The organism is Hydrogenophaga sp. PML113 (assembly GCF_001777155.1).
Classification (GTDB): domain Bacteria; phylum Pseudomonadota; class Gammaproteobacteria; order Burkholderiales; family Burkholderiaceae_C; genus Hydrogenophaga; species Hydrogenophaga borbori.
Genome location: NZ_MIYM01000023.1, coordinates 1 through 12719, shown reverse-complemented (window position 1 = coordinate 12719; position 12719 = coordinate 1). Strand labels below are relative to the sequence as shown.

At 63.5% G+C, this 12719-nt stretch carries 10 protein-coding genes and 3 pseudogenes; 3 read left to right on the top strand and 10 right to left on the bottom strand.

Translation table 11 applies throughout. From position 1 onward, the window contains the following. Positions 1-126 precede the first annotated feature (126 nt). Positions 127-558, bottom strand: a pseudogene (locus tag BHU06_RS22250) (class II aldolase/adducin family protein); the annotation flags it as partial. On the opposite strand from BHU06_RS22250, the gene BHU06_RS21720 reads away from it, so the two are divergent. Together BHU06_RS21720 and BHU06_RS22725 are read left to right on the top strand one after the other, a co-directional pair. Continuing rightward, positions 533-1294, top strand: a complete 762-nt coding sequence (locus tag BHU06_RS21720; protein WP_070401320.1) for a LysR substrate-binding domain-containing protein — start codon at positions 533-535, stop codon at positions 1292-1294. The pseudogene BHU06_RS22250 and the gene BHU06_RS21720 overlap by 26 nt on opposite strands. Before the next feature lie 274 nt (positions 1295-1568). Beyond that, positions 1569-1664: pseudogene (locus BHU06_RS22725) on the top strand (tannase/feruloyl esterase family alpha/beta hydrolase); the annotation flags it as partial. 166 nt (positions 1665-1830) lie between these two features. Here the strand turns inward: BHU06_RS22725 and BHU06_RS21715 are convergent. The 6 genes from BHU06_RS21715 to BHU06_RS21690 form a co-directional block, all read right to left on the bottom strand. After that, positions 1831-3609 carry a mono(2-hydroxyethyl) terephthalate hydrolase gene (locus BHU06_RS21715; RefSeq protein ID WP_083293388.1) on the bottom strand — a complete coding sequence of 593 codons (1779 nt, stop codon included), beginning with the start codon at positions 3607-3609 and terminating at the stop codon, positions 1831-1833. A 231-nt stretch (positions 3610-3840) separates the two neighbouring features. Next, a complete protein-coding gene (locus tag BHU06_RS21710) occupies positions 3841-4857 on the bottom strand; it encodes a 2Fe-2S iron-sulfur cluster-binding protein (RefSeq protein ID WP_070401319.1) in 1017 nt (338 codons plus the stop codon). Then, the gene (locus BHU06_RS21705; RefSeq protein ID WP_070401322.1) at positions 4854-5816 is read right to left on the bottom strand and encodes a PdxA family protein; all 963 of its coding nucleotides are present in this window, start codon (positions 5814-5816) and stop codon (positions 4854-4856) included. Before BHU06_RS21705 ends, BHU06_RS21710 begins: the two co-directional genes overlap by 4 nt. A gap of 5 nt (positions 5817-5821) precedes the next feature. Then, positions 5822-6286 (bottom strand): aromatic-ring-hydroxylating dioxygenase subunit beta, encoded by a 465-nt coding sequence (locus BHU06_RS21700; protein ID WP_070401318.1) that lies wholly within the window; start codon positions 6284-6286, stop codon positions 5822-5824. 2 nt (positions 6287-6288) lie between these two features. Further along, on the bottom strand, positions 6289-7521 hold the full coding sequence (locus BHU06_RS21695) for an aromatic ring-hydroxylating dioxygenase subunit alpha (RefSeq protein WP_070401317.1): 1233 nt from the start codon (positions 7519-7521) through the stop codon (positions 6289-6291). An 11-nt stretch (positions 7522-7532) separates the two neighbouring features. Next, positions 7533-8504, bottom strand: a complete 972-nt coding sequence (locus BHU06_RS21690; RefSeq protein WP_070401316.1) for a tripartite tricarboxylate transporter substrate binding protein — start codon at positions 8502-8504, stop codon at positions 7533-7535. Positions 8505-8577: 73 nt separating this feature from the next. Between BHU06_RS21690 and BHU06_RS21685 the strand changes: the two genes are divergently transcribed. Next, positions 8578-9378, top strand: coding sequence for an IclR family transcriptional regulator C-terminal domain-containing protein (locus tag BHU06_RS21685; protein WP_070401315.1), 801 nt, complete (start codon positions 8578-8580; stop codon positions 9376-9378). A gap of 157 nt (positions 9379-9535) precedes the next feature. Here BHU06_RS21685 and BHU06_RS22245 read toward each other — a convergent pair whose 3' ends face one another. From BHU06_RS22245 to BHU06_RS21675, 3 genes and pseudogenes are all read right to left on the bottom strand, one after another. Continuing rightward, a complete protein-coding gene (locus tag BHU06_RS22245) occupies positions 9536-10513 on the bottom strand; it encodes a tripartite tricarboxylate transporter substrate binding protein (RefSeq protein ID WP_175442907.1) in 978 nt (325 codons plus the stop codon). Positions 10514-10721: 208 nt separating this feature from the next. Next, positions 10722-11945 (bottom strand): flavin-dependent oxidoreductase, encoded by a 1224-nt coding sequence (locus tag BHU06_RS21680; protein WP_070401321.1) that lies wholly within the window; start codon positions 11943-11945, stop codon positions 10722-10724. A 14-nt stretch (positions 11946-11959) separates the two neighbouring features. Beyond that, a pseudogene (locus tag BHU06_RS21675) lies at positions 11960-12598 on the bottom strand (tripartite tricarboxylate transporter substrate-binding protein); the annotation flags it as partial. Positions 12599-12719 lie beyond the last annotated feature (121 nt).

The following is a 12719-nucleotide window of genomic DNA, read 5'->3' as shown; positions in this document are numbered from 1 at the left end:
CGCTTCGCCGAGCTGCATCGCCAGCGCGCTGGCGATGCAGCTCAACTCCCATCAACCCCCAACACCATCGATTAACCTTCGCCCCGGACTTCCACTTCTGATTGGTACGTCTACAGGGGGCAGGTCATCATGCCAGACCATGGGGCCTAGCCGATCCAGCATCACAGCCCGCAGCGGAGTGCTGCATGCGGCATAACGATCGATGGCCTCAGCCACGGCCTTGACGGTTTCCGGAGCACCTGGACGGTCGTAGGGAATAACGGGCACATGCCCAACCTTCATCACGAAATAGGGTGTGATCGCAGGCAGCAGTTCGCTGCGGGATTGGTCGAGCGTGAGCGAAACGCAGTGGGTGCTGTGGGTGTGTAAGACACAGCGCGTCTCCGTGTCGAATCGGCCGGCCTTGTCGTAGATGCGCGCGTGAAGCGCCAGCGTCTTGCTCGCTGGGAGCCCACCGATCTGGCGTGCAAGGGCGTCGGTGCGCGCAAGTTGCGCGGGATCGAGAAAGCCCAGGCATGCGTCCGTGGGCGTGATGAGAAAGCCGTCGTCCAGCCGCACCACCCCGGCCGGCGCCGAGATCGGGCTGGCGGTGCGCCGTGGGTTGCGCATCCTGCGCGAGGAAGTCATGCAGCGTGTGCCATTCGATGCCGCGTCGACGCAGCGCGCCTTCAACCTCTGCATGACCGACGTGAGCGAGTTCACGCTCGTGCCGGCACTGGTCCGACGCCTCGCTTCCATGGCACCGCATTCCGAGCTGCGGCTGCAGTCGTTGACCGTGGGTGAGCTGCCGGCAGCCATGGCCGCAGGCAACATCGACCTGGCCGTTGGCTTCTTTCCGGAGCTACAGGATTCGCTGTTCCAGCAGCAGCTGTTCGAGACCGGCTTCACCTGCATCGCGCGGCGTGGCAATCCGTTTGCCGACGGCGGGCTGACCCTGGAGCGTTTTTGCACCGCACCGCAAGTGGCGATGAAGGTGCGCTCGCACCAGGGCATCGTGCAGCGAGACTTGCGCGCCGCTGGCATCGAACGTCGGGTGAAGGTGACGGTTCAGCACTTTCACAGCCTGAGTGCGATCCTCTCGCAGACCGATATGCTCGCGGTGGTGCCGGAGGATGTCGCGCCGCACCTGGCTCGCAGCTTCGATGCACAGATCCACGAGTTGCCTTACCCGTCCTCCCGTTTCGAGGTGCGACAGTATTGGCACGAGTTGTACCACCGCGATCTGGCCAACCGGTGGATGCGCGGGCAGGTGCGCGAACTCTTTCAGCGCGAGGGCCGTCGGCCCCACCCCTGACGTGGGTCATCGCCTCGACGAGATCGCCGCGCTGCGCTGGTGATGTGGCGTCGCGACGATCAATTCGTCCTGCTCGATTCTGGCCTGCGCCGGGGTCGCTGGACTTCAGGACGCGCACGTGCATGTTTTCATGCCGCTGCGGTCACAGGGCTCAATGGGAAGATGCCGATGCCTTCAACCGCTTGGTGCCGGACTTCCTGGAGCACAGGAATGATGTTCATCATCGTCGGCATATCGGTTGCCCTGGGGGCCACCCATTTCACGTTCGGTGACGCGCACCCGTCCGCTATGCCCCTACCCTCAGGTTGCGAAGTACAAGGGTTCGGGCAGCACGGATGAGGCGGCGAACTTCAGTTGCACGAGTCCGTGAGAAGAGGCTGCGGAGCGGCTGAAGCCGGGGTTTGCTCCGCAGCCGTTTCAGTCACGGATACCATGTGCGTCGGAACCAGTTCCCTGCCCCTTACCCAGACAAGCTGGCGAGTGAGCCTGGATCCAAACGGTGGATGCGCTCGCCTTGGTAGAAGCTTTTTTTTCGACTAGGGGTTGCCGCAAACGAAGTTTGTCGCTTCGTTGATGTCTCCGCTACCCGTGTATCGGGCGATCTGAGGATGTGGGCACAGAGGCCTGCTGCGCGCACTCACGCCGAAGTAACCCGGCGTCGACGACGAGGCCTCGACCCGCGCCGGGGCCGTGCCGTTCTCGACCCAAGCGACAAGAGGCGTCAGCATGTCGAACCTGTCCGTGCCCGGTCCACCGCTGCAGTGGCCCATGCCCGGAACGAGGAAGAGGCGGGAGAAATCCGAGACAGAGGGCATTGCGGTGCTCAGCCTCTCGTAGTAAGCGATCGTGTCCAGCGCGGAAAACGCGGCGTCGGCCATCCCGTGGTACAGCATCAGCTTGCCGCCTCGACTGCGAAATGCGTTTAGGTCGGTGGATGTCGCACCATGCCACTGCATGCTGGGTTGCGTGAACAGGCCCGACGTGGCGAATATCTTCGGGGGGTCCACATCGAAGTCAAAGTTCATCATTCGAGTGGCAACCTGGTTCAGGGGCACAGGTTCCGGAGGCGTCGCAAAGTCCACCAGCCACGAACGCGCCGAAGACCCGTTTACGCGTTGCGCATTGTTCGTGCTGCTGTCATAGGAGCCGAGCCACCAAGAGCGCCACCCTTGGAAATACGTGGTGCCATTGAGACCGCTCATCCCGGTGTCCCATGGCCATTTGTTGTAGAGCGCGGTGCCCGCAGTGTCCACTGGCCCGCTCATGGCGCGCTTGATTGCGTCAACCTGTACCGGGCTCAGGCAGTCGTCGGTTTTTGCGCCGGTGCATCGCAGTGGCTGGCCGGTAGCAGGATTGAGGGCTGTAGACGGATCGAACAAGGACTGGCAGGCGGAGTAGTTGCCCACGATCCCATCGGCCAGCCCATCGAGCGCATCGCAACTGCCCAGGATAGCCTGGGTCAGCAGATACAGATCTGGGTCGGAGAAGGATTTATTCACGAGAGGCGCTCCATCAGGATCGACACCCACTGCCGCTGGCGCGAGCGACTGTGTGGTCCAAGCGCCACTGATGCCCGCCTTTGGTAACTGGTAACCGGGAGCGCCCGCCACGATGCCGTCGTAGTGCGCGGGGAAACGCTGGGAGAACATCATGCCTTCGCGCCCCCCCTCCGAACAGCCGATGAAGTAGGACTTGTCCGGGCCGCGCCCATAGAAAGTGCTCACGGCGGACTTGCCAGCCAAGGTCACTTGGTCGTACGAGTTGTACCCATGGTCAAGACGGGCTTGAGGGTCCATACCGAAGGCGACCGATCCAAGGGCGGCTGGATTGTTGTTCACTGCGTTGTCATGCCCTCCATCTGTGCTGACGGTAGCAAACCGACGCGACAGCGCGTTCGATGTCTGTCCACCTCCCAGACTTCCCAACGCCGCTGACAATGAGCCGTTGGTGCCTCCTCCGCCTTCCATGAAGAATCGCCCGTTCCAGTCCGCCGGCATGCGCAGTCTCATCTTGATCTCATAGGGGTATCCGTCGACACCCGTCCTCTGGTTGATCGAGCCTGTTACCTCGCAGTGCTCCGGCAGTTCGGGGGCATTCGCCGTGGCAGGGGTCACCGCATGCCAGACAGATGCTTTGACGACGGTGTTCTGATTGGGCCAGTTCACCTTGGTCGCACCTGAGGCGATGCCTTCGCAAAGTTCTTTGGACGCAAGGGGCACAGTCGGTTCGTTGCTGGTGTTGTCTGGAACACTGCCGCAGCCGCTGATCAACGCCGTGGCCAGCATGCCGACGCTGATGGGAATGCTTGATTTCATGATGTCTCCTTTCGTGGTTTCGAAGCGCGTGGGGCTCGTGGAGTCCGAGGCGATTCTCAATGCCCTCTACAGCCTCGCAATGCGGTTTTTGCGACATGCGAAAAAATGCCCCGTGTGCAGGGTTTGTCCTTATGTGAAGCCTTGTTCCAACGCTCGCTATGTCCCTTGCGCATGGTGCGGCGAGTGGCCCCGACGCAGCCGGGGAAGCGCGAGCTGGACAGACGCCAGTCGCTATGCTGGTTTGGACGAGGGGCCGGGCACGAACACGTCGGCGTGAAAATCCTCGTCGGGCAGTCCCTGGCCGGAGGCCGCGGCGCGCACGGCGCCCACCATGGACGGTGAGCCGCAGCAGTACACCACGTGGACCGCCAGGTCGGCAAAGCTGGCGCGCAGGGCCTGGTCCACTCGACCAGCGAAAGCGTCGCCTGCGGCATCGGCAGGCGCATCGCTCAGGGCTGCGATGAACTGGAACCTCGGCCACTGCTTCTGCCAGCGCTCCACCGCCGAGCGCATGTAGAGGCCATCGGCTTCGCGTGCACCCCAGATGAGGGTGATCTCGCGCTGCACGCGCCGCTTCGCCATGTCGTCGAGGATGGACTTGACGGGTGCGAAGCCGGTGCCGCCGGCCACGAACACGATCGGGCGCCTGTCTTCGATGTCCAGGGCCACGTTGCCGAAGGGAAGTTCGACCTGAAGCAGGTCGCCCGGGGCGAGTTGCGCCACGCGTGCGCTGAACTGTCCGCCGGCCACATGGCGGATGTGAAGGGTGGCGCCATCGCTTTCGTGCGGCGGGTTGGCCATGGAATAACACCGCGTGCTGCCGTCTTCCAGCAGGATCTGCAGGTACTGGCCAGCCTGGAATTTCGCGCGTTGCCCAGCGGGCAGGCGCAAACGGAGCACCGACACATCGGGCGCGGCCAGCTGGTTGCTGTACACCTTGGCGGTGAAGGTCTTGCGCGCGGAGGGGTCGATGCGTTTCCACGACATCGGCTGCAGCACGACGTCGGTGGTGGGCTCGCACATGCAGTAGAGCACCTGGTCGGGGCCGCAGGTTTCGTTGCGGATTGCGGCGCCGTTGAGCCCGCGCACATCGCCCGATGCGATGCCGCCCACGCAGCTGCCGCAGACACCCTTGCGGCAGGAATACGGCAGCTCGATGCCGGCGCGCAGCGCGGCGTCGAGCAGGCTCTGGCCAGGCGGGTTGTCGAAGACGACTTCGGTGCCTTCGATGGCGATGGAATGGCTCATGGGATGGCCTGTGAGAAAGCTTCGCCGGACAGCAGTGCAATGGTGCGCAGCAGCGCGGTGGGATCGGCGATGCCGCGTCCCGCAATGTCCATGGCGCTGCCGTGGCCCACGCTGGAGAGCAGCGCGTCAGCGCCGATGCTCAGGGCGCTCGCCGCATTTGGTGCCAGCAGCTTGATGGGAATGTGGCCCTGGTCGTGCAACATGGCCACGTACAGGTCGTGCCGGCGCTGCGACAACACCATGTCGGCGCCATGCGGTCCGTCCACGCGGTAACCCTCGGCGCGCAAGGCCGCCATGGCGGGCACCACGATCTGCTGGTCTTCAGGGCCGAACAGCGTGCCTTCGGAGGCATGCGGGTTGATGCCGAACACGCCGATGCTCGGGTCGTCCACGCCCAGCAAGGCGCAGGCGCGCACACCGGCGCGCACGGCCTGCTGGACGAGCGTGGGCGTCAACCGGTCCAGTGCCGTGCGCACGCTCTCGTGCAAGGTCACGTGCACGATGCGCAGGCCACCGCCCACCAGCAGCAAGAACACCTCGTCCTCGGGCATGCCGCAGACGCGCGCCACCAGCGAGGGATAGCCGCTGAAGGCAATGCCGGCCTGGTGGATGGCGGTTTCGTGGTGCGGGCAGGCGATCACCACGTCGAAATCGCCCGCGCGCACAGCCTGCAGTGCGGCGGTGGCGGAGGCGACCGTGGACGCGCCGGCGGCGGCATCGATGCGGCCGGGCACGGCAGTGCTGTCGGGCAGCGCGCCCGCCTCCACGTGTCGGATCTGCGGCCACAGCGCGGACAGGTCGCAGACGGCGGCTGCGCGCTGCAGCACGGCGCCGGGGCCGAACACGGTGATGCGTTCGCGCTGGGCCGCGTCGAGCGTGGCCAGCGCCTTGAGCGCGATCTCGGGGCCGATGCCGTTGGGGTCGCCCGCGGCCAGGGCGATGCGGCGCAATGTCGGCATGGTGCTCACAACGGCAGGGCCATCAGCGTGTCGGTCACCGTGCTGTCGCAGATGGCCACGCGCTCGGCCAGCAGCAGCTCGCCTGCATCGCGCACGAAACGGTCGCGATACACGCCGGTGGCAAACACCTCGCTCTGCCCGGTGGCCATGATTCGCACCACGATGAAGGGCGTGCGCGCCTGCGCCGCCGTGTCGTCGGCGGATTCCACCATGGGCATGCCCAGCAAATGGCGGTAGCGCTGGCGTTCGTAGATGTTCGCTTCGCGCAGCGCGGAGATGCGGTCTTCCAGCATGGCGCGCGAGTCGGCGTACACGATGCCGGCTGCCAGGCCTTCCTGTTCGTTCTCGACGTGGGTGATGCGGTAGTGGCAGTCTTCGGTGAAGAAGGCGGGCCACGCCTCCAGCGCATCGCTGTCGATGGTGTGGGCGTAGCGGGCGTTGAAGGCGGCGATGGTCAGCAGATCGATCATGCTCAGGCCTCCATGTGGTGGCGGTAGGCTTTCCAGAAGCCGCGCACCGAGGTTTCGGTGGCACGGCCCTCGCTGGAGCCGGATTCGTCACCCCCCATTTCCACCACGGCTTCGAGGCCGCTCGCGCCGGCAATGCCGCGCTGCACGAACCCGCCCACCGCGCCGTCCTCCATCGAGATGAAGCCGGCCGGCCCGACCAGGTTGGCCTGCTTCAGGCGCACCTTGCGCTGCTCCGGCGTGTCGTCGGTATAGCCCAGGTAAGTCCAGTTCAGCTCGGTGCGGTCCACGCCCTTGGGCAGCACCTGTCGCACCGCCAGGCAGTTCTGGATCTGCTGCAGCACGAAGCCGGGAAACACCGAGAGGATCTGCAGCGTCACGCCGTCGTCGAATTCGTGGAAGCCCGCGAGCACGGACGGATCCTTCAGGCGGTAGCGGTCGTTGTCCGAGCGCAGGGCCTGGTCCTTGTACGAGGAATCCTTCTCTGCCGTGGTGTCGATCATCGAATAGCTCACGTGGTGGCCGCCCGATTCATCGACGATCACGCCGCCTTTCTGGGAGAGGCGGTTCAGCTCGAAGGTGGTGAAGAACATGTGCAGCAGGCTGGCGTGGTAGCTGTCCTTCACGTTCTCCACATACAGCTTCCAGTTGTTGGGCAGGGCCTGCGTGAAGCGACCGATGACTTCCACCGGCTTGTGCATCACGCGCTCGATGCGCTGGCAGATTTCGTCGCCGAGGTACTCCTCGATGTCGGGCACGTCTTCGGAAAAGCTGCCGAACACCAGGCCGCAGTACACGGCGATGCGCAGCTTGCGCGGGCCATGTTCTTCCTTGCAGAAATCGGGCGGCATGCCCCCTTCGCCCTTCACCCCCTTTTCGAATGCCACACCGGTCAGGTCGCCCTGGCGGTTGTAGCTCCAGGCGTGGTAGACGCACTGGAAGTTCTCGGCCTTGCCCGATTTCTCCAACGCGATCAGCGCGCCACGGTGGGCGCAGCGGTTCTCGAAGGCATACACCTCGTCATCGCCATCGCGCACCACCACCACCGGCGTGGTGCCGGCGAACGTGGTGCGGTAGCTGCCGGCTTCGGGAATGTCCGCGTCGAGGCACAGGAAGTTCCAGGTGTTGCCCCGAAAGATTCTTTCCTGCTCCTGCTCCGGCACCTGCGCATCGGTGTAAAGGGCGTAGGGAATGCGCGTGAGCGCGTCGCTGCGCCAGTGGATGGTCTGTTCCTGCATGGCGGTCTGTCTCACTCCAGCGTCACGTTCGCGCTCTTGATGACCTTGTTCCATTTCGCCGACTCGGCCTGGATGAAGCGTCCCGTCTGTTCGGTGGACCAGCCACGCGGCTCAGCGCCCTGTTCGGCGAACCGGGCTTTCACATCGGGCATCGCCATGGCCTCGGCCAGCTGCTTCTGCAGCAGGTTGGCGGTGGCCGCTGGCGTGCCGGGCGGCGCCACCACGGCGAAGAACGTCACCGCGTTCATGCCCGCCACTTTCGATTCTTCGAAGGTGGGTATCTGCGGCAAGGCAGCCGAGCGCGTGGCGTCGGCCACGGCCAGAATGCGCAGCTTGCCGGTGCTGTGGAACTGTGCGGATGAGCTCAGGTTGTCAAAGAAGACATCGACCTGCCCACCGACCAGATCGACCAGCGCGGGCGCCGTGCCCCGGTAGGGAATGTGCGTCATCTCGGTGCCGGTCAGTTGCATGAACAGGCTGGCCGTGAGGTGCGAAGTGGAGCCGTTGCCTTGCGAGGCGTAGGTCACCTTGCCGGGATTCGCTTTCAGGTACGCAATGAACTCGGCCACGTTCTGTGCCGGCACTTTGGTGCTCACGGCCAGCACGTTGGGCACAGTGGCCATGACCGTGACGGGCACCCACTGCGTCGGATCGAACGAGAGTTTCTTGTAGAGGTGGTGGTTGATGGCGATGGGCCCGGGCGGCGATGCCAGCAGCGTGGTGCCATCGGGCGTGGAGCGGAACACCGCTTCGGCGCCGATGTTGCCGCCTGCGCCGGTGCGGTTCTCGACCACCACGCCGCCCGGGTAGTGCGTGCGCAGTTTCTCGGACAGGATGCGCGGCAACACGTCGGCCGTGCCACCGGCAGGGAACGGCACGATCAGTTTCAGCAACTGGTTGTTCGACTGCGCGTACGCACTGCCGATCAGGCACGAAGCCAGAGCGAGGGCGGCGCCTAGGCGGCGCGAGAAGGAGTAGGACATGAATGTCTCCGATGAACTTGTGGGAATTCGAGTGTCGCGGCAGGCAAGCGTGCAAACAAGTTAAATTTGCGCTATGCGTAAAAATGAAACCGATGCGCTGCCAGAGGTCAATGACGTCGACCGCCATTTCGTCACCTCGCTGCAAAAGGGGCTGGACGTGCTCACCTGCTTCGGCCGGCAGCACAGCCGCCTCACGCTGTCGGAAGTCGCACGCCTTACTGGCATGTCACCCGCGTCAGCACGACGCTCGCTGCTCACGCTGCACCAGCTCGGTTACGTGGACAGCGATGGCAAGCGTTTCTGGATGCTGCCGCGCGCCCTGCTGGTGGCGCACGCGTACCTGTCTTCTCGGCCGATGCCGTCGCTGGCTCAGCCACTGCTGGACGCCTTGTCCGAGCGCACGCGCGAGTCGGCATCGCTGGGGCAGTTGCTGGACGACGACGCGATCATCATCGCGCGCTCGACGGCACGGCGCAGCCTGAGCGCGGGCTTGGGCATCGGCTCGCGTCTGCCGGCCTACTGTTCGGCTCTGGGTCGTGTGCTGCTGGCCGGGCTGCCGCCGCGAGAGGCACAGGCTCGGCTGCGCAGCATGACTCGCGTGCCGCTGACGCCGCAAACGATCTGCGATTTTTCGCTGGTAGTGGAATTGGTGGAACGCTGTCGCGAAGAAGGACATGCCAGCAGCGATGGCGAACTGGAGATCGACGTGCGGTCGATGGCGGTGCCAGTGCGCGACCGCCAGGGGCAGGTAGTGGCTGCGATAAGTATCGCGGTGCGGATCGAGCGCATGGGCATGGGTGAGTTTCGCGACGCATTCCTGCCGATGCTCAATCGCGCGCGTGACACACTGGCGGCGCGACTGCCCCTTGGGTGAACGTGAACATGAACATGCGCGGAGCCGGCGTGGTTCGAATCCGGTGGCAGAAGTCAGCGGCGAACACCGTGCTCGTGTACTCAAGCAACGATGTCAGTTCAGGCTGCTGGTAGTGTGACCTACAACCTACGGGCGCGGTATCACAAAAGCCATCGGATCAATCGATGGTGACCTTTGCATCGCGAATCACCTTCTGCCACAACTGGGTTTGCTGCTCGATGAAGTCAGCACTTGCCGCGGTTGTGTTGTGCATCGGGTCCAGCCCTAGCTTTGCGAGGCGTTCCTGCATGGCTGGTCTCGCCAACGCTTCATTGAGCGTGGTGTTGAGGTGACGAACTTCTTCGGAAGGCGTGTTTGGCGCGGTCACCGCCGCGTACCAGGTAACCGACTGCATACCCGGTAAACCAATCTCCGCAAAGGTCGGCACGTCCGGGAGAGCGGCAGACCGTTTGGCATCTGCCACCGCAAGAATGCGTACCTTGCCCGATTTGTGCAATGTGATTGACGCTCCCACACTTCCGAAGAAGGCATCAACCTGGCTACCCGATAGATCGGCGAGCGCAGGGGCATCGCCTTTGTACGGAACATGGACCAATGTTGCTCCCGTCAAGGAGGAAAAAAGGCTCGCAGTCAAATGTGAAGTCGTGCCATTGCCCTGGGACGCATAGGACACTCTCCCGGCGCTTTGCTTGGCATAAGGCGCGAATTCTTGAGCCGTCTTGATTGGCAGATTGGGGCTGACGATAAGCGCGTTCGGTACCGAAGCAATGGTTCCGATGGCTAGCCACTGGGAGGGATCGTATGGCAGTTTGGCGTACAGCCCCTGGTTGATCGCGATCGGACCCGGAGACGAAATCATGATGGTGCTTTCGCTCGATCGTGGCCGGTTGAACACCTCGGCAGCGCCCAGGTTGCCGCCGGCACCGGTCTTGTTCTCGACATGGATGCCCTTAGGAAACCCGGTCCGCATTTCTTCTGCCAACGTGCGGGCCAACACATCAGCGAGGCCGCCTGCAGCGAATGGGACCACGATACGCAGCGGCTTGTCCGAGGTTTCCACCGCATGCACCATGCTGGTGGCGGCGATCAGTCCGATCAGACAAGCAGCTGCGGCAGAAGAGGGTAAGAAACGCATGTACTTGTCTCCGTAGAAAAATGAAATGTATGTGCAATGGAATGCGGGTCGCAAATACATCGTTGGCTCAGTTCACAAGGCCCTGGATTTGGCTTGCAGATGCATGAGCTCCTCGACGATGCAGCCTCTATACTCCTAGCCAAGCACAGGCATTGCACTGTTCCAACTCTGAGTGTTTAACCGCGGCTGCTGTGCTTGTTGCCTCTCATCAGGCTCTCAGTGCAAAGCCGGCGACTTGCTTGTAGTTGTCCGAGATGGCTCGCAAGTCGTCCTGGCTGATCAAGTCATCAATATTGGCAAAAGGAAGGCCACCGCTGAGTTCGTCAGCCTTCATGATGATGAAATCGGGCGGCAGCGTGCGGTTCGTCTCAACCACTCTGGCCGTCGGTCCCAGGCGTGCCGCTTCATAGCGCTGCAGCGCAGCACCCGGATCACTGGGCGAAGCGGCCATTTCGTCGGCCAGTGTGCGAGCGTCGATCAGTGCCTGCGCCGAGCCATTGGAGCCGCGCGGGTACATCGGGTGCGCCGCGTCGCCCATGAGCGTCACGCGCTCGAAGCTCCAGCGCGGCAGCGCGTCCTTGTCGACCATCGGGTACTCGAACACCTGCTGCGCCGAGCTGATCAGCGCCGGCACGTCGAGCCAGTCGTAGCGCCACGATTCGAAGGTCGGCAGGAAGTCGTCCAGGCGCCCGGGCTTGTTCCAGTCGTTCATGGCGGCCTGCGGGTCGCGGATCTCGGCCACCCAGTTGATGAGCTGGTTGCCCTGCCCGTCCACGTTGTCCACGATCGGGTAGATCACCATCTTGCCGGTGTCGATCGATCCGATGCGGATGTAGCTCTTGCCGGTGAGGATGGGCTTGTGCACGCTCACGCCGCGCCAGGTGTTGATGCCTGCATAGCAGACTCGATCGTCGGAATAGAAATGCCGGCGGATGGTCGAATTGACGCCATCGCAAGCCACCACCACGTCGGCCTGAACGGTCTCGGGCGTGCCCTGCAGTCCCACCGCGAAATGCAGCGTGGCCGCGCCATCCAAAGGGTCGATGCCGGTGCAACGGTGCCCCACATGCAGCCGCTTGGCACCCAGGCGCTGCAACGCGGCATTCCAGAGCAGGCGATGGAGTTTGCCGCGATGGATGCCCAGCTCGGGCAATTCGTAGCCCGCATGTCGGCCGCGAGGCTCGCTGTAGACGAACTGGCCCCAGCGGTTGTAGAACACGCTCTCGCGGTTTTCGATCGCCACAGCCTCCAGTTCGGCTGTCAGGCCCAGCGCGTCGAGCTCGCGCATCGCGTGTGGCAGCAAGGTGATGCCGACGCCGATCTCCTTCACCTCTGTGGCGCCCTCGTAGACATCACACGCCAGGCCGTGCTTGTGAAGGGCCAGCGCGAATGCCAGGCCGGCGATGCCACCCCCCACCACCGCAATCCTGATGTCGTTCTCGTGCTTCATTCGGCCTTGATACCCTGAGTTTTGATGAGTGTGGCCCACCGGTCCGCGTCCCTGGCCACCAGGCGACCGAACGCCTCGGGTGCGTCGCTGGCGGGATCCATTCCCTGCCCAGCGAAGGCCTTTTTGACATCCTCGCTGCGGAGGATGTCGTTGATTTCGCGGTTGAGCGAGGCGACTTGCGACGCAGGCATGCCCTTGGGAGCGAAGATGCCGTACCACATGTCCACGTTGACGTCGCCTGCTTTAGCTTCGCTGAGGGTGGGAACGTCGGGCAGCAGCGGATGACGCTTGTCGCTTCCGATGCCGAGTGCGAGAAGCTTGCCCGAACGCACCTGCGGCAATGCCACATGAATGGGCAGGAACATGGCATCCACCTGGCCACCCAGCATGTCGGTGACGGCGGGGCCCGTGCCACGGTAGGGAATGTGCGTGAGAAACACCTTGGCGGTGTTTTTGAACAACTCCATCGAGAGATGGTGCGGCGTCCCAACACCTGGCGAGGCATAGTTGAGTTTACCTGGTGCCTTGCGCGCGGCTGCAATGAGGTCGCCGCCGGTGGCAAAGCCGGAACGGGGGTGAGTGACCAGAATGAGCTGGCCCCAGCTCGTCAGGCTGACAGGCTCCAAGTCGGGGTCTCCTCGTTTTCAGTGCAATAAGTGACGGTACGAAAAGCTAGCACTGGCGCGGAGGTGGTGTTGGTAGATCGTTGATTTCATTGACTTTCCTGTTCACTTTCAAATCTGCGATTCGTGGCGT

Bases quoted from the DNA above. Each gene is read 5' to 3' on its own strand.
- BHU06_RS21690 (WP_070401316.1), bottom strand. From the start codon at position 8,504: ATGTCCTACTCCTTCTCGCGCCGCCTAGGCGCCGCCCTCGCTCTGGCT.
- BHU06_RS22245 (WP_175442907.1), bottom strand. From the start codon at position 10,513: ATGCGTTTCTTACCCTCTTCTGCCGCAGCTGCTTGTCTGATCGGACTG.
- BHU06_RS21705 (WP_070401322.1), bottom strand. From the start codon at position 5,816: ATGCCGACATTGCGCCGCATCGCCCTGGCCGCGGGCGACCCCAACGGC.
- BHU06_RS21695 (WP_070401317.1), bottom strand. From the start codon at position 7,521: ATGCAGGAACAGACCATCCACTGGCGCAGCGACGCGCTCACGCGCATT.
- BHU06_RS21700 (WP_070401318.1), bottom strand. From the start codon at position 6,286: ATGATCGATCTGCTGACCATCGCCGCCTTCAACGCCCGCTACGCCCAC.
- BHU06_RS21685 (WP_070401315.1), top strand. From the start codon at position 8,578: ATGCGTAAAAATGAAACCGATGCGCTGCCAGAGGTCAATGACGTCGAC.
- BHU06_RS21715 (WP_083293388.1), bottom strand. From the start codon at position 3,609: ATGAAATCAAGCATTCCCATCAGCGTCGGCATGCTGGCCACGGCGTTG.
- BHU06_RS21710 (WP_070401319.1), bottom strand. From the start codon at position 4,857: ATGAGCCATTCCATCGCCATCGAAGGCACCGAAGTCGTCTTCGACAAC.
- BHU06_RS21720 (WP_070401320.1), top strand. From the start codon at position 533: ATGAGAAAGCCGTCGTCCAGCCGCACCACCCCGGCCGGCGCCGAGATC.